Below are 19879 nucleotides of genomic sequence, written 5' to 3'. Positions count from 1 at the left end.
CTCCGGCGGTGGGGAAGGGCACCTTCCACAACGTATGGCGATGTGCAGGTGCCCTTCCTCACGTCCAGGCGGGGGAGGGTGGTTGGGCTTGCTGGGCGGCGGGGGAGACACGGGCGTCGCCGGAGTGGAAGGCGTCCCACCAGCGGCGGCCGTCGGCGGCGAAGGAGGTCAGCGGCACCGGTGAGCCGTCGGCGCGCTGCACCTCCAGGCGTTCGAAGTGGATGTCGCCCTCGATGCAGTACGCCGAGTCGCCGCCCGGCTCCGCCCGGCCGCACTCGCAGAACCAGTACATGGAGTGCGTGGCCGGGCCGGTTCCCGCGAGCACCAGGCTGGCCGGCGCGGGCCAGTCTTGGGTGAGCTGGGGGTCGTCGAGGAAGCTCCACCCGTACATCGGGTTCGACCAGCCGACCGAGGCGAGGAACGCGTCGGCGGCCTCGGCGTCGGCCAGCTCGATGGCGTGGCCGTAGTCGCGGCTCGTGGAACGGTCCGCACGCAGCAGCACCCGCATCAGGCAGACGCCGGTGAACACCAGGGCGCGGCGGGTGTCGGGGTCGGCCGGCCCGTGCTCGGGCAGGGCGAGCACGTGCAGCAGCAGGCGCACCGTGCGGCCGGGCCAGTTCACTCGCAGACCCACCACGTCGGACTCGTTGAGTGCCACGTTGCACCCGGCGAGCAGGGAACGATCCTGGAGCATGGCGCCATCATCGCGCGTGACCGACCCGTGCGCACCGCCGCGGGTGGCCGGATCGCCTGTCCGGCCAGCCGAACGGGGCGATCCGGTCGGCACGCGCAGAGGTCGCCGCGACCGGCGGATGGCCCTAAGGTGGCGGGCATGCGAGTGAGGGGATACGCGCCCGCCACCCCGTGCTGGGCGGAGTACGTGACCGCGGATCCGGCCGGTGCGTCGGCGTTCTACAGCGGGCTTTTCGGATGGACGCCGGGCGAGGTGTTCGCGCTCGACGGCCGCGCGGTCGCGGGCCTGCTGCCGACCGAGCCGGGCGGGCGGTCGACCTGGCAGTGCTACGTGTCCGCGGTGGCCGCCGAGGACGGCGTGGCGGCGGTGCTCGATGCCGGCGGATCGGTCCTGGTCCCGGCACACGACCGCGGCGCGCGCGGCCGTGCCGCCCTGGTCGCCGACGCCGCGGGTGCGGTCTTCGGGCTGTGGCAGCGGGGCACGTCCGGGGGTGCCGAGGCGGCCGCCGAGCCTGCCACGATGTGCTGGACCGAGGTTGTGACCTGGGACGAGGCCACCGCGGTGGCTTTCTACGGCAAGGCGTTCAACTGGTCCGAGCGCAAGAGCGAGATCGCCGAGGGCGTCGACCACATCGAGTGGTTCGTCGACAACCGTACGGTGGGCGGACTGTCCGTGATGGACGAGCGCTACCCGGCCGGCACTCCCGCGCACTGGCGGGTCACCTTCGAGATCGAGGACTGCGCCGCCACCATCGCGCGCTGTCTGGAGCTGGGCGGCGGGGTGCTGACCGGGCCGCTGGACCTGCCGGTGGGCCACTACGCGCTGCTGGCCGACCCGCAGGGCGGCACGTTCGGCGTGATCGCGCTGTCCGACGCGATCCTGGACACCCGACGGTGATCAGGGTGCGTCCCACGGCGGGGCCGCACCCTGATCATCGGTTCACCAGTTGGTCGAGCCCGGAACCACCGGCCACGGCTTCCACCACGGCTTGATCAGGTAGGCGATGCCGCCCGAGCCGGAGGCCACCGTGCCGTTCGCGCGGTAGCGCTTGGTACGCAGCCAGATCTGCTCGAACTGCTCACGCGGGTAGATGTTGCGCACCGCGTCGTTGCTGGAGGACGCCGGGTCGTTGATGATCACGTCGCCCTCGGCGGTGAAGCCGACGATGACGAACAGGTGCCCGGAGGTGCCGTAGCCGGCCCCGTCCAGCTCCTCGGACAGGAAGGACTGGCTGGTGATCACGGGGATGCCGGCCTTGATGAAGCGCTCCGCCTCGTCGAGCGAGTGCAGCCGGGTCACCTTGGCGTCCAGGCCCGGGAACGACGCGGCGTACGCGGTGTTGAACGGCCAGTTGCCCGCGCCTTCGTAGGCGTAGTCGTACGTCATCCGGGCCGCGTGGTCGACCTGCGGGTCGGCGTAGGACGGGTCGACCCAGGCGGTGTCCTCGGCCGACGGGCCGCGGCCGTAGTACTGCACGACCATCGACGTCGAGGTGGGCGAGCACCAGGCCTCGCCGCCGCCGTCGTACTCCGGGTACTCGCCGATGTGGATGTTCTGCGAGAGCCGCGGCACGGCCAGTTCGGTGCCCCACGCGATGCCGCCAGCGCTCGGGGTGACGGTGAACCGGTCCGGCACGTTGGAGCTCATCGCGCCGAGCATCCACACCCGCGGCGAGCGCCACTGGCCCGGTGCCCGGTACAGGGTCAGGCGCAGCTGGTAGGCGTGCAGCAGCACGCCGTTGTCGGCGTCGTCGATGGAGAAGGTGTCGGTCCAGATCGTCGACCACGGGTCGCCCTGCCGGTCGACCGTGGTGCGCTTGATGTCGCCGTCCCCGGATGCCCAGCGGGCCATCGTGTACCAGGGGGTCTGCCCGCCGGTGTTGTAGGTGCCCTGCATCTCGACCTGGATCCAGGTGCCCGCCGGGGTGTCGGCGTTCCAGGAGGCGACCAGCTCGGTGGCGTCGAAACCGACCTCGGTCACCGGCGAGGTCCAGGTGGAGTAGTTCCAGCTCTTGGTGACGCCGGTGTACGGGTCGGCGTAGTCCGTCTTGCCGGCCGGCAACAGCATGGTGATCCCGGTGCGCACCCCCGGGATGGCGAGGGTGCCCTGGTGGGCGCCCTGCCGCCAGTCGGTGTAACGGGACCACTCCTGGAACGTGATCTGCTCGTCGTGCGTGGGCGGCGCGGCCGCGGCGGGTGCGCCGGCGGCGGCGGACAGCGCCGCGAGGCTGAGCGCGGTGAGGCCGGCGACGACGGCCGCCCGCAGGCGTGATCTGGCCATGGGTACTCCGCGGAAGTGGGGGATGGACATTCACCCGCCACTATCGCCGTTGAAGTTAACTTTCGCCAGACCCTAGTTGTCCGAAGATTTCTTCATTCGGTCGCCGGGTCGCGAGGCCATGGGTCAGGCGGCCACATTGGCCACCGAGGGCTCCGGTGCCTCCTCCTGCTGCTGCGCCTCGCCCTTCTTCTTCTTGCGGCGGCGCAGCAGCCAGCTCACCGCGCCGACGAGGCTGGTGACCACGGCCGACCAGGTGCCCCAGTGGGTGACCACCTGCCACACCGTGTACGCCATGGTGCGGCGCACCTGCACCGACAGCGCGACCTCGTGCGTGATGGTGTGCCCGTTGCTCAACGGCACCTCGAGGTACGCGGTGAGCAGCAGCTTGTCGGTCGGGTGTTTCGGATGCACCAGCCAGGTCCACAGCATCTGCACGTCGCTGCCGGTGGTGGCGTTGACCGACTCCGACGGCGTGATCTCCACGTCCTCGGTGTTGCCGCGCAGCGTGGCCTTGACCGTGGGCCCGACCTCCACCGGCCCGGCGGCCGTGGTCTGGGTGCCCTCCAGCATCGTGTTGATCTTCTGGGTCAGCTTCTCGCCCTCGCCGACCGCCAGCCCGATCCGGTGCGTCTGCTCCACGTCGAGCACGGCGGGCGACCGCCAGTAGGCCTGCCGGGTGACCAGCTCCCGGGCCGCCGTGTCGATCTCCTTGAAGGCCCCGGTCGCCGGGACGGCCTCCCCCGGGGAGGGCTGCTGCATGGCGTCGCCGTTCGTCTCGCCCCCGCATGCGGCCAGTGCGGCCACGGCGACGGCGGTGGCCACGGCCAGCAACGCTCGCGTTCCGATGTGCATGGTGGACGGCTCCTCCCCGATGAAAATTCCGTCACATCATGGCACCCCTCGATAACGCCGAGGTCACCTCACGGCCGCTGCTCGCGCAATCTCGACCGCAGCACCGCGATGCTCTCCTCGGCCAGGCCGGCCCCGGTCAGGTAAGCCCGGACGGAGCCGTGCCGGTCGCGCAACTGCGCCAGGAAGGTGCGCATCACCTCGGCCGGTGTGCTCGCCAGATAAGGCTGCAGCGGGCCCTTGTCCGGCCGGTTCCGGCGCTGCCAGTCCAGATAGCGCGCCATGCCCTGCTCGGTCAGCTCGTAGTCGTCGGCGATGTCCGCATCGGACACCCCGGCGAGCTCCAGTACCAGCGCGATCACCACGCCGGTGCGGTCACGCCCGCCCCAGCAGTGCACCACGGTCGGCCCTGGGGCGGCCGCGATCAGCTCGACCGCCCGCGCGATGTCGGCCGCCGCGTGCTCGGCGGTCTCGTGATAGCGCGCCAGCAGGAACGCCACCACACCCGCTTCGGGCGAGTAGTCCTCGGCCCGCCACACCGGGTTGTTCAACGGCACGTTGTGCCAGTCCTCGCAGCACCAGACCGGAGCGCGGCCGTAGCGCTCCAGCTCCACCGGGTGCCGCAGGTCGATCACGGTGCGCACGCCGAACTGCGCGAACCGCTCGCGGTCGGCCTCGCCCAGCGCGGTCAGCGTGTCGGAGCGGAACAGCACACCCCGGCGCACCTCTGCCCCGTCGGTGGTGGCCAGGCCGCCCACGTCCCGGAAATTGAACAGCGGACCCGTGAAGTCCACCAGCCTCGACGATCCCGCCTGCCCGCTGCGCTCGCCGGCGGCAGGAGGCTCCGACGACGTGGTCCGCTCGCTCATGCCGCTCACACCTCCAGCAGCCGGTCGCGCAGCCGCTCCACCCGGTCGCGCTGCAGGCCCGCGCCGACCAGGTATTCGGTCACCGAGCCGTGGCGGCGGCGCAGCCCGTGCAGCGTCATCAGCATGGCCTCGGCCGGGGTGTACGTGAAGAACGGCGGTGTGGACAGGTGGTTCTCGTTCGGGAACGCCGTGCGCACCCACTGGCTGAACATCGGCGCGCTGCGCTCGGTCAGCGCGTAGTCCGCCGCGATCTGGTCGTCGGGCACGCCCAGCAGGTCCAGGGCCAGCGCCACGATCAGGCCGGTGCGGTCCTTGCCGGCCACGCAGTGCACCACGGTCGGGCCGTGGTCGTCGTCGGTGAGCATGCCGACCACCCGGGCGATGTCGGCCCTGCCGTGGTGGGCCAGCTCCAGGTAGCGCTCGGCCAGCCAGCGCGGGACGCCGATCTCCGCGGTGTAGGTGGAGTGGTCCCAGGTCGGGTGCTCGAGGTGGTTGTGCCGCCACACCACCTGCGTCCACTCCGGCACGCGGCCCATCGAGGCGACCTCGGCGGGCCGGCGCAGGTCGATCACGGTGCGGATGCCGAGCGCCGCGAACGCGTCGCGGTCCTCGGCGCCGAGCCTGCTCAGCGTGTCGGACCGGTACACCGTGCGCCGGCGTACGGTGCGGCCGTCGGCGGTGGTCAGGCCACCGAGGTCACGGAAGTTGAATACGGCGGCGAAGGCGATGCTGCGCTCGGTCGGCGTGGTGGTCACCCCGATACCGTAATCAAGGTCACGTGGCACGGTGTAGGCCGACCGCGTCACATCAGCAATCAGGTCAGCCGAGTTGGACGGAACGTTTGGCCAGGCCCATCCAGAAGCCGTCGATGACGGTGCGTTGCGAGGACAGGTCGTCCTCGCCCGCGCCGAGGGTGACGAACAGCGGCGCGAAGTGCTCGGTGCGCGGGTGCGCCATCGCGCCCGACGGTGCTTTGTGCAGGAAGTCGAGCAGCCCGTCGACGTCGCCGGCGTCCAGTGCCTGCCGTCCCCAGTCGTCGAACTCCGCCGACCAGCCCTGCACCGGCGCGTCGAAGCCCAGGTGCAGGTACGGCATCGCGGCGCGCAGGTTGTGCGTGAAGAACCCGCTGCCGATGATGAGCACGCCCTCGTCGCGCAGCGGCGCGAGCTTGCGACCGATCTCCAGCAGGCGCTGCGGGTCGAGCGTGGGCATGGAGATCTGCAGCACCGGCACGTCGGCCTCGGGGAACATCTCGACCAGCGGCACGTACGCGCCGTGGTCCAGCCCTCGGTCGGGCACGTCGGCGACCGGCGTCTGAGCGCTGCGCAGCAGCGAGCGCACCTTCGCGGCCAGCTCGGGAGCGCCGGGTGCCGGGTACTTCACCTCGTAATAGCGCTGTGCGAAGCCGCCGAAGTCGTAGTAGAGCGGCACGGTCGTGGTCGCGCCGACGGCCAGCGGGGCGTTCTCCCAGTGCGCGGAGACGACCAGGATCGCGGTGGGCCGGGGCAGGGCGCTCGACCAGTCCGCCAGCTGACGGGTCCACAGCGGGTCGTCGGCCAGCGGCGGAGCGCCGTGGCTCAGGTAGAGCGCAGGCATACGGGTGCTCATGACGCCAAGAATACTTGACCGTTCAACTAACGTCGAGTGGTCACGGTCACCCTGACATGCGGAAAGCCCGGCGAGACGTCTCCCGCCGGGCTCCTTCCGGGTAATGCTCTTCACCGCCCCCACCCGCCGCAACTCTTGAAAAGTTGCGGCGTCGGAGGCTGCCGGAAGGCGCGACTTCTTAAGAGTTGCGCCAGGTGTGGGGCTGGGGTGTCCGGCGGGTCAGGCCGACAGGGCGGACTCGGCGTCGAGGGTGACGGCGGCGGCGTGGACGACCGCGGCGATGCGCAGGGCCTCGTGCACGGCCTCGCGGCCGATGCCGGTGCCGATCAGGGTCTTCTCGTGCGACTCGAGGCAGACGCCGCAGCCCGTGATGGCCGAGACGGCCAGGCTCCACAGCTCGAAGTCGGCCTTGTCGACGCCCGGGTTCCCGATGATCTGCATGCGCAGCCGGGCCGGCAGCGACTGGTAGGCGTCGTCGCCGATCAGGTGCTTGGACCGGTAGTACACGTTGTTCATCGCCATGATCGACGCCGCGCCCTTGGCCGCCTCGATCGCCTCGGGCTTGAGGTGGTCGGCCGCCTCGGCCGCGATCTCCCGCAGCACGAAGCCGTTGCGGGCGGCGAACGCGCAGGCCAGGGCCGTGCCCCAGAGCTGCTGCGCGGTCAGCGGCGAGGTGCCCAGCACGCTGCCGATGTTGAGCTTGGTGTCCCGGGCGTACGCCGGCAGCGCCGCCTTGATCGCCTCGATGCCCATCAGGCGGCGGCCAGCAGCTTGCCGGCGTCGAGGGTCTCGCCGCCCTTGTTCCAGTTGCACGGGCACAGCTCGTCGGTCTGCAGGGCGTCGAGCACGCGCAGCACCTCGGAAACGTTGCGGCCGACCGAGCCGGCGGTGACCATCACGAACTGGATCTCGTTGTTCGGGTCCACGATGAACGTCGCGCGCTGCGGCACGCCGTCCTCGCCCAGCACGCCGGCGGCCTCGGTGAGCTCGCGCTTGACGTCGGCCAGCATCGGGAAGGGCAGCTCGCGCAGGTCGGGGTGGTTCTTGCGCCACGCGTGGTGGACGAACTCGTTGTCGACGGACCAGCCCAGCACCTGCGCGTCACGGTCGGCGAAATCCTCGTTCAGCCGGCCGAACTCGGCGATCTCGGTGGGGCATACGAAGGTGAAGTCCTTGGGCCAGCTGAAAAGCACCCGCCACTTGCCCTCGTAGGTCTTGTTGGTGATCGTCTCGAACGCCTTGTCGGCGTCCAGCGAGACGCAGGCGGTGAGTTCGTAGGCGGGGAAGTGATCGCCGACGGTGAGCAAAGCAGGTACCTCCTGAACGGTCTTTCTTGAGCCGTTCAAGATTAGGCAGGGCGTCGTGGCGCGCGGATTACCGGATCATGACATTGTGGCGACCGACACGGGACCGTGGGTGTGCCGGGCGGTGCAGGTCACCGCCATGATCCGGGAATGGATCGACGACACGCCATCCCGGTATGCGGGAGCCTGCTGGTCTGAGCGTCGCAGAAGTGGGACGCTACTCAGCGTGATCCGCTTCGTACTGATTATTGGCACCTAGCGCGCCGGCCGCACCTGGGCAACCAGGCCCCTCGCCGACGCGCAGACCTCCCGCGACCGCGGGGGGTCTTTTGGTTTTCCGGCTTCTTTTTCTTCTCTCGGGTTCCTTCAGCTCCATAGCGTCTTCGGTTCTCAGGTCGGCGTCCCTCAGGCGGGCGTCCACACAGGAGGTCACACGACATGCAGATCTTCGACACCACGCTGCGCGACGGCGCCCAGCGCGAGGGCATCACCTACTCGGTGGCCGACAAACTCGCGGTGGCGCGCCTGCTCGATCAGTTCGGGGTCGGGTTCATCGAGGGCGGGTGGCCTGGCGCGGTGCCCAAGGACACCGAGTTCTTCGAACGGGCCAGAACCGAACTGAAACTGGAGAACGCGTTACTGGTCGCGTTCGGCTCGACCCGCAAGGCAGGTGTCGCGGCGGCCGACGACGCGCAGCTCGCGGGCCTGCTCGCGGCGCAGACGCCGGTGGTCTGCCTGGTCGCGAAGTCCGACGTGCGCCACGTCGAGCGCGCGCTGCGCACCACGCGCGAGGAGAACCTCGCCATGGTCGCCGACAGCGTGACCCACCTGCGCTCGCACGGCCGCCGCGTCTTCGTCGACTGCGAGCACTTCTTCGACGGCTTCCGCTTCGACCCCGACTACACCGCCGCGGTGGTACGCACCGCGCTCGACGCGGGCGCCGAGCGGGTGGTGCTCTGCGACACCAACGGCGGCATGCTGCCCTCGCAGATCAGCAAGGCCATCGGCGAACTCGTCGACCGGCTGGGCGTCTCGCCGGAGATGTTCGGCATGCACGCGCAGAACGACACCGCGTGCGCCGTCGCCAACACCATCGCCGCGGTGGAGGCGGGCGTACGCCACGTGCAGGGCACCGCGAACGGCTACGGGGAGCGCCCCGGCAACGCCGACATCTTCGCCGTGGTGGCGAACCTGCAACTCAAGCTGGGCATGACCGTCCTACCGGAGGGCTGCCTCGAACAGATGGCGCACGTCTCGCACGCCATCGCCGAGATCGCCAACATCGCACCCGACTCCCACCAGGCCTACGTCGGGTCCGCAGCGTTCGCCCACAAGGCGGGTCTGCACGCGAGCGCGATCAAAGTCGACCCGGCCCTCTACAACCACGTGGACCCGGCCGTGGTCGGCAACGACATGACGATCCTCGTCACCGAGATGGCCGGCCGGGCCAGCATCGAGCTCAAGAGCCGCGAGCTCGGTCTGGACCTGGCCGGCCAGCCGGACACGCTGTCCAAGGTGACGCACCGGGTGAAGGAGCTGGAGGCGGCGGGCTGGTCCTTCGAGGCCGCCGACGCTTCTTTCGAGCTGCTGGTGCGGCAGTCCCTGGGCGAGCAGACGACCCCGTTCACGCTGGAGTCGTACCGGGTGATCGTCGAGCACCGCGAGGACGGCGCGGTGGTCAGCGAGGCGACCGTCAAGCTGCGGGTACGCGGCGAGCGGGTGATCGCCACCGCGGAGGGCAACGGCCCGGTGAACGCCCTCGACCAGGCCCTGCGCCAGGCGCTGGAGCGGCACTTCCCGCAGCTGACCGGGCTGGAGCTGGCCGACTACAAGGTGCGCATCCTGGCCGGCTCGCACGGCACCGACGCGGTGACGCGGGTGCTGGTCGAGACCGTCGACACCGACGGTCGTGACTGGACCACGGTCGGCGTGCACGAGAACGTGGTGGAAGCGAGCTGGCGGGCCCTGGTCGACGCGCTGGCCTACGGGGTCGCGGCCGCGGGCGGGGACCGCAAGGTGCGCTCGCGGCGCTGATCGGACAGTGGCCGGTGACGGCCCGCTGCTCGATTTTGCGAAAGGATACTACGTAGTAACTGCAAGAAATGTAAACTCTTGACATCGATGGACGTGGTTGGCACAGTGCCTGCATGTCTCGACGTTTCCCCCGCAACGCCCTCATCCGGGCGTTCACCGTGCTGGTGATGGCGGCCATCGGATCAGTGGCCGCCATCACCGTCGGCGCGTCTCCCGCGTACGCCGACGGCTGCTACACCTGGGGCCGCTCCCTGTCCTCGGGCATGTCCGGAGAGGACGTCCGCCAGCTGCAGATCCGCGTCGCGGGCTGGCCGGGCTACAACAACACCATCGTCATCGACGGCATCTTCGGCGGCGAGACCCGTGACGCGGTGGTCCGCTTCCAGCAGGCGTACGGTCTCGGCGCCGACGGCATCGCCGGCCCGCTGACCTTCAACAAGATCTACTCCCTGCAGGACGACGACTGCACGCCGATCCATTTCAGCTACGCCGAGCTGAACAAGTGCAACACCACCTGGGCCGGCGGCGCGGTCTCGGCCGCCACGGCCAAGGCCAACGCGCTGCGGGCGATGTGGCGGCTGGAGGCGCTGCGGCACGCGCTGGGCGACCAGGCGCTGCGGGTCACCTCCGGATTCCGCAGCACCGCATGCAACAACGCCGCGGGCGGAGTCTCCAGCAGCCGGCACCTCTACGGTGACGGAGTCGACCTCGGCTCGGGCCCGCATTCCCTGTGCACCATCGGCAAGCAGGCCCGCTACCACGGGTTCACCGGCATCCTCGGCCCCGGCTACCCCGACCACTCCGACCACATCCACACCGATGCCCGCAGCGGCACGCTGTGGTCGGCCTCGCAGTGCTTCTGACCCCGCCTCGGGGACGGTGACCGCACCGCAGCAGTTCGACACGAGGTGTGCCGCGTTCCGATACGCGGCACACCTCGTGCCGTCGCGGGGCGTCCATCGGGAGCGGCCCGGCCCTCGGGGTCCGTGCCGGGCCGGGGGAGCGCCGTCGATGCCGCGCAGCGATAGGCTGCGCGGCACGCACCCCTGACGGCCCGGCCGTGTTCGACATGGAGGCACCCCCGTGAGCGACAACCCCTACCGGGCACCGGCCCCGGCGGCCCCGCCGGTGGCATCCACGCCGGCGGCACCCGCCGTCGCCGCGTGGTCCGATCCCTCGCTGGACGCCCCGCCGCCGTACAGGCGGCCGGTCGAGGCGCGGCTGGTCTGGCGTGGCATCTTCCAGATGCTGGGCGCGCACGCGCTGACTATGGTGCTGCCACTGTTCGCCGGGCTGGTCTTCGGGCAGCGGACGGACCACGGCCCGGTCGCCGACGGCGATCCCGCCTACGTCTTCCTGCTGGCAGGCTTCTTCGCGCAGTTCGTTCTGGGAGTCGTCGCCCTGGTCGCGGGCGTGGGCGGCATCATCGGCCGGGACGGCGGCAAGGGCGCGGGCAACCTCATCGGCTGGGTCGCGGGCATCCCGGTCAGCCTGATCGTCGGCATCGTCATCACGGCGTCCCTGGCCAACGCGTAGTGACCCGGCCGGACGCCGCCGTGGCGGCGTCCGGCCCGGGCGAGGCCCGGGCAGCCGCGCGAGCGCGGATCAGCCGGTGGTGGCCGGGGCGACCGTCAGGGTGCCCGCGTCGGCGTCGAGCACCGCACGGGTGCCCAGCGGCACCGCGGTGTGCTGTGCGCCGTGGCCGATCGGCAGGCCGCCCAGCACCGGCAGGTCCAGGTCGAGCAGGCGGTCGGTGAGCACGTCGGCGATGGTGACCGGCCAGGCGTCCGCGCAGTCGGTGAACTGCCCGACGGCGATACCCGCGACGTGGTCGAGCGCACCGCTGCGGCGCAGGTGGGTCAGCATCCGGTCGACGCGGTACGGGTACTCGCCGACGTCCTCGATGAGCAGGATCGCGCCCGTCAGGTCCGGCAGGTGCGGCGTGCCCAGCGTGCTGACCAGCAGCGACAGGTTTCCGCCGAGCAGGGTGCCCTCGGCGTGGCCGGTGGTGCGTATCCGATGGGTGTCCTCGGCGGGGTCGGCGGCCACGACCACCGGTTCCCCGCTCATCAGCGCGTGGCGTGCGCCGAGCGCGGTCGGCGAGTCCGCGCCCTTGTCGAACTGGGCCGCGACCGGTCCGTGCACGGTGGCCAGCCGCGCGCCGCGCCACAGCGCGAGGTGCAGCGCGGTGATGTCGGAGAAGCCCATGACCAGCTTCGGATCGCGCCGCACGGCGTCGAGGTCGACGCGGTCGGTGATGCGCTGCGCGCCGTAGCCGCCGCGGGTGCACAGCACGGCGCGGATCTGCTGGTCGCCGAGTGCGTCGTTGAGGTCGCCGAGGCGCTGCTCATCGGTGCCGCCGAAGTAGCCGTGCCGGGCCAGCACGTGCGGGTAGACCCGGGGTGCCAGGCCCCAGCCGGTGAGCACCGACACCGCCGCCTCGACGCGCTCGGCGGGCACCGGCCCCGAGGGCGACACCAGCGCTACCGTGTCGCCGGGCCGGAGGGTCGCGGGGTGCAGGGTGGCGGTCATGGCCGCAGAGCCTAACGCCGTGCACGGAACCTTCACAAAGCCCACACCCAGTTGACCATGAAAATGTATAGCATCCCGTGCATGAAACGGTTCCTTCTGCGCGCGCTGCCCTGGGTCCTGGCGCTGCCTGCGGCGGTGTGGGCCGTGTTCCGGATCGCCGGCTGGGACGCCCGGTATCCGATCGCGCAGTTGATGGCGTTCACCCCGTACGTCGCCGCCGGTTCGCTGGTGCCGCTGGCGGTGCTGCTGGTGTGGCGGCGCTGGGCGGCCGCCGCGCTCGCCGCGGTCACCGCGGTGGCGCTGGCCGCGGTGGTGCTGCCGCGCTGGTTCGCCGACGGTGACCCGATGGCCGGGGCGGCGGGCCGACCGCTGCGGGTGATGAGCGCGAACGTGCTGGTGGGCTCGGCGGGGGCGGCCGAGCTGGTGAACCTCGTGCGGTCGCATCGGGTGGACGTGCTGGCATTGCAGGAGGTGACCCCGGACTACCTGGTCGCGGTGGACGCGGCGGGCATGCGTGACGAGTTGCCGTACCGGGCGGACCACTCGGCGCCGGGGGTGGAGGGCTCCGCGCTGCTGTCCCGGTTTCCGCTGCGTGATGACGGCATGCGGGTCAACCCGGGCGGCTTCCGGCAGGCGCGGGCCGAGGTGTCGGTGCCGGGTGGGGGCAGCGTGCTGGTCGAGTCGGCGCACCCGCTGGCACCCTGGGCCGACTTCGTGACGCCGCTGTGGGTACGCGGCTTCGAGGGCCAGCCGCGGGCCACGCCGGAGGGGCCGGTGCGGGTGCTGCTCGGCGACTTCAACGCCACGCTCGACCACCACCTGCTGCGCGACCTGATCGACTCCGGTTACCGGGACGCGGCCGACGTGCTGGGGCGGGGCCTGTCCGGCACCTGGGGGCCGTACGACGGGGACCCGATCCCGCCGGTGACGCTGGACCGGGTGCTGGCCGACCGGCGGGTGGGCGTCAAGGACTTCCGGGTGCTGGAGTTGCCGGACAGCGACCATCGGCCGGTGTACGCCGAGTTGGTCCTTCCATAGGGCCCGCCACTGTTTGAGCGAGCGCTCAAGCCTGCTAGGCTGACGTTTGACCGACCGCTCAAATATGTGGCGCGGGCCGTGTTTCCTCAGGGGACCGTCCTGACCCGACACTGCCGAACGCATCGGCACCTGTTTTGTCAGACCGGTGCGAGAAGGTCTGCGCGTCCCGCTAGTCGGGGACGCGACAGTACGGGCGGTGCCGGCCACATTGGCAACGGGGGGTGGCCGGCACCGCCCGCAATACGTGTGTTCGGCACGCTGCGGGCCCGGGTAACGAGGGAGCGGCATGTCCGACACCAAGCAGCGGTTGCTCGACGGGGCCATGGACACGCTGCGCAAACACGGGATCGCGGGCGTCTCGGCCCGCAACATCGCCGGCATGGCGGGAGTCAACCAGGCGCTGATCTTCTACCACTTCGGCAGCGTGGACGACCTCCTGGTGGCGGCGTGCACGGCCGCTACCGGCCAGCGGGTCGAGGCATACCGGGAGCGCTTCGCGACCGTGGGCTCGCTGCGGGAGCTGCTCGACGTGGGCCGCGCGCTGCACGAGGAGGAGCGCGACCTGGGCAACGTCGCGGTGCTGGCGCAGATGCTGGCCGGGGCGCAGCACGACGAGAAGCTGGCCCGGGTGACCGCCGAGACGCTCGGCATGTGGACCGCGGAGATCGAGTCCGTGCTGCGCCGGGTGCTGGCCGGCTCGCCGTTCGCAGAGATGGCGGACGTGCCGGGGCTGGCCAGCGCGATCTCCGTCTCGTTCGTGGGGCTGGAGCTCTACGAAGGCGTCGACAGCGCGGGAGCGCAGCGTGCGATGGCGGCGCTTGAGCAGCTCGGCGCCCTGCTCGAGGTCGTCGAGGAGCTGGGGCCGGTGGCCCGCCGGGCGCTACGAAGCAAGATCAATAAGGTGGCCGCCCGAAGGGCCTGACCCGCTGGCGGCCGTCACCTAGCATCGCGTCGTGAACGTGAGCCTGAGCGGGGAGAGCCGGCGGCAGGCCTGGTGGCGCAGGCATCGCCGGACCGTGGCGGGCATCGCGTTCTGCGGCCTGCTAACCGGCGGCTACACGGCCCAGCTGCGGGAAGGGTCGGTGCAGGTCATGCCGCCGGCACCGGCGCTGGTCTGCCCGCTGCTGCGTGCTGAGCTGCTGGACCTGGTCGTGCCCGGCCACGGCACGGCGACGCAGGAGACCGACCGGCAGGACGAGAAGTCGTCGGCATGGTGCGTGGTGAAACGTCCCACGGATGACGACGTCTCGCTCGCCGTGGGTGTGATCAACGTGGGGCGTGCGGCCGGGGACGGCCCCGTGACCCGGGCGCACGACCACTTCATCACCTCGTTCGTGCTCAATCGCGAGCGGCATCTGCTCGACGGGCTCGGGGACGAGGCCGGCTACTGGCGCGAGCGGGATCCGTCCGGACACCTCTACCTCACGGTCCGCGTCGGTGCCCGCCTGGTGCACGTGCAGTACCGCAACACGATGGTCGCCCCGGAGCGGGTGCTGGAAGCGGCCGTGCTGGCGGCGCGGGAAGTGCTGGCGAAACTGTGACGAAGTCCGACGATCTGGTGAACGACCTCGTCGCCGGCCGCGGCGAGGGAGTGACCCACCTGGTGCAGGAGGTGCGGCCGCAGCCGTACTGGTTCGTGCGGTGGCCGATCGCGGTTGCCGTGCTGGTCGCCTGCGGCCTGACCGGCCACTACGGCACCGGCCTGGTGCTGGAGCTGTCCACCCGGCTGGAGTTCGCCCGGGCCGACGCGGACTGGGACCGTCCGGCGCCACCCGAGCTGCCGACCTCGCCGTTCGGTGCGCCGGGGCCGGTCGCCGGCGGCTGAGTCGTTCCTGCTCCGGGTGGCTGACCGCGGGCGTCGGGGCCGGGCTAACCTCGTCAGCGTGGCGACCGCACTGGTGATCGAGAACGACCCGACCGACGACCTGCGCCGGCTCGGCGGCTGGCTGACCGACGCGGGGCTGGAACTGGCCGTCCTGCGCCCGCACGCCGGCGACGCGCTGCCCGACGACCTGGCGGGCTACGCCGCGTTCGTGGTCATGGGCGGGGAGCAGGACGCGTTCGCCAAGGACGGGGTGCCGGGCGCGCCGTGGTTCCCGAAGCTGGAGTCACTGCTGCGCAAGGCGGTCAAGAACCGGGTGCCGACGCTGGCGATCTGCCTCGGCGGGCAGTTGCTGGCCCAGGCGCACGGCGGCACGGTCGAGCGCTCGACCAGCGGCCCCGAGATCGGCGCGCGGCTGGTCGCGCGGCGTGACGTGGCCGAGTCCGACCCGCTGTGGTGGGCGGTGCCGTTCGCTCCCGACGTGATCCAGTACCACTTCGACGAGATCACCGAGCTGCCACTCGGGGCGACCCTGCTGGCCGCCTCGCCGCGCTATCCCCACCAGGCGTTCCGCCTCGGCGACCGGGCCTGGGGCACGCAGTTCCACATCGAGTGCGACGTCGACATGTTCGCCGCCTGGGTGGAGGGCAATCGGGACTGGATGACCGAGCAGGGCTGGCAGCCCGACGGGCTGATCGCCGGGATCGAGGCCACCCAGGACGACGTGGCCGAGGTGTGGCAGCCGTTCGCGCGCCGCTTCGCCGAGCTGGCCCTGGGCACCCTGCCCGGCGCGGGCCGCCGGGAACTTCCGCTGCTGAGCTGAGCCGTGCCGCGGCTTCTGTGCCCGGGTGCGCGCCGATAACCTGAGCGGGTGGCGGGAATCGGGCGGTTGGCACGGTACGGCTTCACGCTGTCGGCGACCGGCCCCGACCCGGCGGTGCTGCTGGGCGGGACGGGGCTGAACCTGTGGGACGGGGCCGCGCAGCGGCCGGTCGACGAGGAGGGCGCGCTCGTCCTGGAGCAGCTCGGCCGCGCCGCCGACCCCGACCTGGCACTGCGCCAGCTGCACCGCATCGCCGAGCGGGACGCAGGCTTCGAGAAGGGTGTGCTGGAGCGGCTCGGCTCCGACGAGGACCTGCGCATCCGGCTGCTCACCGTGCTGGGGGCGTCCTCGGCGCTGGGCGACCAGATCGCCGCGCAGGCCGGGCAGTGGCGGGTGCTCACGCACAGCGTGCCGCCGCGCTACGAGGTGCACAGCGGGCTGGCCGACGTGCCGTCGCTGCGCGCCGGATACCAGCGCGGGCTGCTGCGTATCGCGGCGGCCGACCTCGCCGACGGCGTCGACGTCGAGACGACGATGGCCGAGGTGACCGCGCTGGCCGACGCGACGCTGCGGGCGGCGTACCGGATCGCGCTCGGGCGGGTCGGGGACCAGCGGCCGCGGCTGGCCGTCATCGCGATGGGCAAGTGCGGTGGGGACGAACTGAACTACGTTTCGGACGTCGACGTCATCTTCGTCGCGGCCGAGGACGAGGACCTCGCCGCGGGCACCACCGTTGCCGCGGCGCTGATGGAGATCTGCGGCCACGTGGCCTGGCCGGTGGACGCCGCGCTGCGGCCGGAGGGCGGGCGCGGACCGCTGGTGCGCACGCTGGCCAGCCACCTCGTCTACTACCAGCGCTGGGCCCGCACCTGGGAGTTCCAGGCGCTGCTCAAGGCCCGGCCGGTGGCCGGCGACGCGGGCCTGGGCAAGGCGTGGCTCGCGGCGCTGCAGCCGCTGATCTGGCACGCGGCGGAACGGCCGGAGGCGGTCGAGGACGTGCGGGCGATGCGGCGGCGCATCATCGACCAGGTGCCGCGCGCCGAGGTCGAGCGGGAGATCAAACGCGGGCCCGGCGGGCTGCGCGACATCGAGTTCGCGGTGCAGTTGCTCCAGCTGGTGCACGGGCGCGGGGACGAGACGCTGCGCTCCGGCAACACCCTCAACGCGCTGCGTTCCCTGGTCGCGGGCGGTTACGTGGGCCGCGGTGACGGGGAGGCGCTCAGCGCCGCGTACCGCTTCCTGCGCAACGTGGAGCACCGGCTGCAGCTGCAGCGGCTGCGGCGCACGCACACCGTGCCCGCCGACGACGGCCAGGCGGGCACCCTGGCGCTGCGCTGGCTGGCGCGGGCCATGAACTACAAGCGCGAGGAGCCGTCGCTCGGCACCGGCCGCGGCCGGGAGGGCGGCGGCCTGGACCCGATCGCGGCGTTCCGCGCCGACTGGGTCACCCACGCCGCCGAGGTGCGCAGGTTGCACGCCAAGCTGCTCTACCGGCCCCTGCTGGCGGCGGTGGCCCGGGTGCCCGCCGACGGCCTGTCGCTGCGCGCCGACGCCGCGCGCAAGCGCCTGGAACTGCTCGGATACGCCGATCCGGCGGGCGCGCTGCGGCACATCGAAGCGCTGACCTCGGGGGTGTCCCGCACCGCCGCGATCCAGCGCACCCTGCTGCCGGTGCTGCTGGCCGAGTTCGCCGACGCGCCCAACCCGGACGCCGGGCTGCTGGCCTACCGGCAGGTGTCCGACACGCTGGGCACCACGCCCTGGTATCTGCGCCTGCTGCGCGACGAGGGCCCGGTGGCGCTGCGGCTGGCCCGGGTGCTGGACAGCTCGCGCTACCTGACCGACCTGCTGTCGCGCGACCCGGAGGCGCTGCGGCTGCTGGCCGACGACACCGAGCTGGCCCTGCGCACCCGGCAGTCGCTGCTCGACGGCACCGCCGCGGCCGCCGGGCGGCACCCCGACCCGCGTGCGGCGGTGGCCGCGGTGCGGGCGATGCGTCGCCGCGAGCTGTTCCGCATCGGCAGCGCCGACCTGCTCTCCGGTGCGGGCGAGCTGGCACCGGCCAAACCGGTCGGCATCACCGAGGTGGGGCAGGGGCTGGCCGACCTGACCGACGCGACCATCGCGGCGGCGCTGGCCGTGGCCCGGCAGGCCGCGGGTGCACCGGACGAGCTGCGCTTCTCCGTGATCGGCATGGGCCGGCTGGGCGGGGCCGAAACGAGCTACCCCAGCGACGCCGACGTGCTGTTCGTGTACCAGCCCGCGCCGGGTATGCGCGACGACGAGGCCAACGGCGTCGCGCTGGCGATCGCCGAGCAGTTGCGCACGCTGCTGTCCGCGCCCGCGCCCGACCCGCCGCTGGGCATCGACGCCGACCTGCGCCCGGAGGGCCGGCAGGGCCCCCTGGTGCGCAGCCTCGCCGCCTACCAGCGCTACTACGCCACCTGGTCGCAGGTGTGGGAGGCGCAGGCGCTGCTGCGGGCCCGGCCCGTCGCCGGGGACGCCGCGCTGGCCGCCGAGTTCATCGCGCTCGTCGATCCGGTGCGCTACCCGGTCGACGGGCTGCGCCGCGAGCAGATCGTCGAGATCCGCCGGATCAAGGCGCGGGTGGAGAACGAGAGGCTGCCCCGCGGCGCGGACCCGCTCACCCATACCAAGCTGGGCCGGGGCGGTATCGCCGACGTCGAGTGGACGGTGCAGCTGTGGCAGCTGCGGCACGGACACGAGGTGGCGGGGCTGCGCTCCACCCGCACCCTCGACGCGCTCGCGGCGGCGCACGCGGCCGGGATCGTATCGGTCGAGGACGCCGAGGTGCTGGCCACGGCGTGGACGCTGTGCTCGCGGGTGCGCAACGCGCTGACGCTGATCCGCGGCCGGGCGGTGGACCAGCTGCCGCGGCACGGCGTCGAACTGGCCGGGGTGGCGCGCCTGCTGGGCGGCGGCGACCCGGGGGAGTTCCTGGACGAGTACCTCAAGGTCACCCGCCGCGCCCGCGCGGCCGTGGAGCGCCTGTTCCTGGCCTGAGGCGCCCGATTTGCATAGACGCTGGCCTATTACATCGAGAATGATCTACTAATACTCGATGTAATAGGCCAGCGTCTATGGAGGGCGGAGGGTTTGACGCCGGCTCGGCAGGGGCGGGTCAGCCCGGCGCGCGGGTGCGTCGGCGTGCTCATGGAGTGCCCATGGTCATGTCGTAGGGTGATCGCGTGACGCTCTATGTGGTCGGTGACGTGCACGGCCATCTCGTGCCGCTGACCCAGGCGCTGCGGGTGACCGGCCTGCTCGACGGGCAGGGTGCGTGGACCGGTGGCGACGCGCGGCTGTGGTTCCTCGGCGACCTGACCGACCGCGGCCCGGACGGCATCGGCGTGATCGACCTGATCCGGCGGCTGCAGGGCGAGGCGGCCGCGGCGGGCGGCGAGGTCGGCTGCGTGATCGGCAACCACGACATGCTGCTGTACGGCAGCCGCTTCGTCCCCGCGTCGCCGGTGACCGAGGTGCGCACCATCGAGCAGGTGTGGGCGCTCAACGGCGGCCAGGACCACGATCTCGAGGCGCTGGACGAGCAGCGCGCCGGCTGGCTGGCCGACCTGCCCGCGGTGGCGCTGGTCGACGATCACCTGCTGCTGCACGCAGACACCCTGGCCTACCTGGAGTTCGGGCCGACCATCGACGAGATCAACGCAGCGGTGCGCACCATCATGCGCGAACGCGACGAGCGGACCTTCGGGCGCAGCACCCGGCTGCTGTTCCGCCGCTTCGAGTTCCTGGAGCACAACGACGGCGTCGCCAACGCCCGGCTGCTACTGGACAAACTCGGCGGCCGCCAGATCGTGCACGGCCACTCCACCATTCCGGAGACCTTCGGCGTCGCCCCGTCCGCGGTGCGCGGCCCGGTCACCTACGCCGACGGCCTGGCCATGGCCGTGGACACCGGCATCTCCCTGGGCGCGCCCTGCATCGTCGTCGCGCTCACACCGGCCGCCGCCTGACGTCCGACCGTCCATCGCGGACAGACGAGCC

Annotated in this window: 20 protein-coding genes; 11 read left to right on the top strand and 9 right to left on the bottom strand. The window is 71.9% G+C overall.

The window, feature by feature from the left end:
* Positions 1-58: 58 nt before the first annotated feature.
* A complete protein-coding gene (locus FLL47_RS40655; protein ID WP_144128023.1) occupies positions 59-694 on the bottom strand; it encodes a hypothetical protein in 636 nt (211 codons plus the stop codon).
* 138 nt (positions 695-832) lie between these two features.
* Here FLL47_RS40655 and FLL47_RS40650 point away from each other — a divergent pair, with 138 nt between their 5' ends.
* Positions 833-1591, top strand: coding sequence for a VOC family protein (locus FLL47_RS40650; protein ID WP_144128022.1), 759 nt, complete (start codon positions 833-835; stop codon positions 1589-1591).
* A 42-nt stretch (positions 1592-1633) separates the two neighbouring features.
* On the opposite strand, the gene FLL47_RS40645 is transcribed toward FLL47_RS40650, so the two are convergent.
* From FLL47_RS40645 to FLL47_RS40615, 7 genes are all read right to left on the bottom strand, one after another.
* Positions 1634-2974, bottom strand: coding sequence for a C39 family peptidase (locus tag FLL47_RS40645; RefSeq protein WP_144128021.1), 1341 nt, complete (start codon positions 2972-2974; stop codon positions 1634-1636).
* Between the two features lie 123 nt (positions 2975-3097).
* Positions 3098-3826 (bottom strand): hypothetical protein, encoded by a 729-nt coding sequence (locus FLL47_RS40640; RefSeq protein ID WP_144128020.1) that lies wholly within the window; start codon positions 3824-3826, stop codon positions 3098-3100.
* Positions 3827-3894: 68 nt separating this feature from the next.
* On the bottom strand, positions 3895-4692 hold the full coding sequence (locus FLL47_RS40635) for a tyrosine-protein phosphatase (RefSeq protein WP_144128019.1): 798 nt from the start codon (positions 4690-4692) through the stop codon (positions 3895-3897).
* Between the two features lie 5 nt (positions 4693-4697).
* Complete coding sequence (locus FLL47_RS40630) at positions 4698-5447, bottom strand: tyrosine-protein phosphatase (protein WP_144128018.1); 750 nt, start codon at positions 5445-5447, stop codon at positions 4698-4700.
* 64 nt (positions 5448-5511) lie between these two features.
* A complete protein-coding gene (locus tag FLL47_RS40625) occupies positions 5512-6300 on the bottom strand; it encodes a dioxygenase family protein (RefSeq protein WP_144128017.1) in 789 nt (262 codons plus the stop codon).
* Positions 6301-6519: 219 nt separating this feature from the next.
* Positions 6520-7053, bottom strand: a complete 534-nt coding sequence (ahpD, locus tag FLL47_RS40620) for an alkylhydroperoxidase, AhpD family (protein ID WP_144128016.1) — start codon at positions 7051-7053, stop codon at positions 6520-6522.
* On the bottom strand, positions 7053-7607 hold the full coding sequence (locus FLL47_RS40615; protein WP_144128015.1) for a peroxiredoxin: 555 nt from the start codon (positions 7605-7607) through the stop codon (positions 7053-7055). The genes ahpD and FLL47_RS40615 overlap by 1 nt, the downstream gene beginning before the upstream one ends.
* A 435-nt stretch (positions 7608-8042) precedes the next feature.
* Here FLL47_RS40615 and cimA point away from each other — a divergent pair, with 435 nt between their 5' ends.
* The 3 genes from cimA to FLL47_RS40600 all read left to right on the top strand — a co-directional run bounded on the left by cimA (position 8043) and on the right by FLL47_RS40600 (position 11174).
* Positions 8043-9638, top strand: coding sequence for a citramalate synthase (gene cimA / locus FLL47_RS40610; protein ID WP_144128014.1), 1596 nt, complete (start codon positions 8043-8045; stop codon positions 9636-9638).
* A gap of 113 nt (positions 9639-9751) precedes the next feature.
* Positions 9752-10501, top strand: a complete 750-nt coding sequence (locus tag FLL47_RS40605; protein ID WP_144128013.1) for a D-Ala-D-Ala carboxypeptidase family metallohydrolase — start codon at positions 9752-9754, stop codon at positions 10499-10501.
* Between the two features lie 220 nt (positions 10502-10721).
* Positions 10722-11174, top strand: coding sequence for a hypothetical protein (locus FLL47_RS40600; protein ID WP_144128012.1), 453 nt, complete (start codon positions 10722-10724; stop codon positions 11172-11174).
* 69 nt (positions 11175-11243) lie between these two features.
* On the opposite strand, the gene FLL47_RS40595 is transcribed toward FLL47_RS40600, so the two are convergent.
* Positions 11244-12170: a S66 peptidase family protein gene (locus tag FLL47_RS40595; protein WP_144128011.1), complete on the bottom strand. Its 927-nt coding sequence runs from the start codon at positions 12168-12170 to the stop codon at positions 11244-11246.
* A gap of 81 nt (positions 12171-12251) precedes the next feature.
* Between FLL47_RS40595 and FLL47_RS40590 the strand changes: the two genes are divergently transcribed.
* From FLL47_RS40590 to FLL47_RS40560, 7 genes are all read left to right on the top strand, one after another.
* On the top strand, positions 12252-13208 hold the full coding sequence (locus tag FLL47_RS40590; protein WP_144128010.1) for an endonuclease/exonuclease/phosphatase family protein: 957 nt from the start codon (positions 12252-12254) through the stop codon (positions 13206-13208).
* 286 nt (positions 13209-13494) lie between these two features.
* The gene (locus FLL47_RS40585; protein ID WP_144128009.1) at positions 13495-14130 is read left to right on the top strand and encodes a TetR/AcrR family transcriptional regulator; all 636 of its coding nucleotides are present in this window, start codon (positions 13495-13497) and stop codon (positions 14128-14130) included.
* Positions 14131-14161: 31 nt separating this feature from the next.
* Entirely contained in the window at positions 14162-14749 is a 588-nt protein-coding gene (locus tag FLL47_RS40580; RefSeq protein ID WP_144128008.1) for a hypothetical protein, read from the top strand.
* Complete coding sequence (locus FLL47_RS40575; protein ID WP_144128007.1) at positions 14746-15033, top strand: hypothetical protein; 288 nt, start codon at positions 14746-14748, stop codon at positions 15031-15033. Before FLL47_RS40580 ends, FLL47_RS40575 begins: the two co-directional genes overlap by 4 nt.
* A 58-nt stretch (positions 15034-15091) precedes the next feature.
* Complete coding sequence (locus tag FLL47_RS40570; protein ID WP_144128006.1) at positions 15092-15853, top strand: type 1 glutamine amidotransferase; 762 nt, start codon at positions 15092-15094, stop codon at positions 15851-15853.
* 48 nt (positions 15854-15901) lie between these two features.
* Entirely contained in the window at positions 15902-18877 is a 2976-nt protein-coding gene (locus FLL47_RS40565) for a bifunctional [glutamine synthetase] adenylyltransferase/[glutamine synthetase]-adenylyl-L-tyrosine phosphorylase (protein ID WP_144128005.1), read from the top strand.
* 185 nt (positions 18878-19062) lie between these two features.
* On the top strand, positions 19063-19848 hold the full coding sequence (locus FLL47_RS40560; protein ID WP_144128004.1) for a metallophosphoesterase: 786 nt from the start codon (positions 19063-19065) through the stop codon (positions 19846-19848).
* The last annotated feature ends 31 nt before the right edge of the window (positions 19849-19879 follow it).

This window comes from Catellatospora sichuanensis (assembly GCF_007483665.1).
Classification (GTDB): Bacteria; Actinomycetota; Actinomycetes; order Mycobacteriales; family Micromonosporaceae; genus Catellatospora; species Catellatospora sichuanensis.
This window is presented reverse-complemented; position numbering and strand designations above follow the sequence as displayed.

What these genes read in the sequence shown, in the direction of transcription:
- FLL47_RS40655 (WP_144128023.1), bottom strand. Translation starts at nt 694, where the DNA reads ATGCTCCAGGATCGTTCCCTGCTCGCCGGGTGCAACGTGGCACTCAAC.
- FLL47_RS40650 (WP_144128022.1), top strand. Translation starts at nt 833, where the DNA reads ATGCGAGTGAGGGGATACGCGCCCGCCACCCCGTGCTGGGCGGAGTAC.
- FLL47_RS40645 (WP_144128021.1), bottom strand. Translation starts at nt 2,974, where the DNA reads ATGGCCAGATCACGCCTGCGGGCGGCCGTCGTCGCCGGCCTCACCGCG.
- FLL47_RS40640 (WP_144128020.1), bottom strand. Translation starts at nt 3,826, where the DNA reads ATGCACATCGGAACGCGAGCGTTGCTGGCCGTGGCCACCGCCGTCGCC.
- FLL47_RS40635 (WP_144128019.1), bottom strand. Translation starts at nt 4,692, where the DNA reads ATGAGCGAGCGGACCACGTCGTCGGAGCCTCCTGCCGCCGGCGAGCGC.
- FLL47_RS40625 (WP_144128017.1), bottom strand. Translation starts at nt 6,300, where the DNA reads ATGAGCACCCGTATGCCTGCGCTCTACCTGAGCCACGGCGCTCCGCCG.
- ahpD (WP_144128016.1), bottom strand. Translation starts at nt 7,053, where the DNA reads ATGGGCATCGAGGCGATCAAGGCGGCGCTGCCGGCGTACGCCCGGGAC.
- cimA (WP_144128014.1), top strand. Translation starts at nt 8,043, where the DNA reads ATGCAGATCTTCGACACCACGCTGCGCGACGGCGCCCAGCGCGAGGGC.
- FLL47_RS40605 (WP_144128013.1), top strand. Translation starts at nt 9,752, where the DNA reads ATGTCTCGACGTTTCCCCCGCAACGCCCTCATCCGGGCGTTCACCGTG.
- FLL47_RS40595 (WP_144128011.1), bottom strand. Translation starts at nt 12,170, where the DNA reads ATGACCGCCACCCTGCACCCCGCGACCCTCCGGCCCGGCGACACGGTA.
- FLL47_RS40590 (WP_144128010.1), top strand. Translation starts at nt 12,252, where the DNA reads ATGAAACGGTTCCTTCTGCGCGCGCTGCCCTGGGTCCTGGCGCTGCCT.
- FLL47_RS40585 (WP_144128009.1), top strand. Translation starts at nt 13,495, where the DNA reads ATGTCCGACACCAAGCAGCGGTTGCTCGACGGGGCCATGGACACGCTG.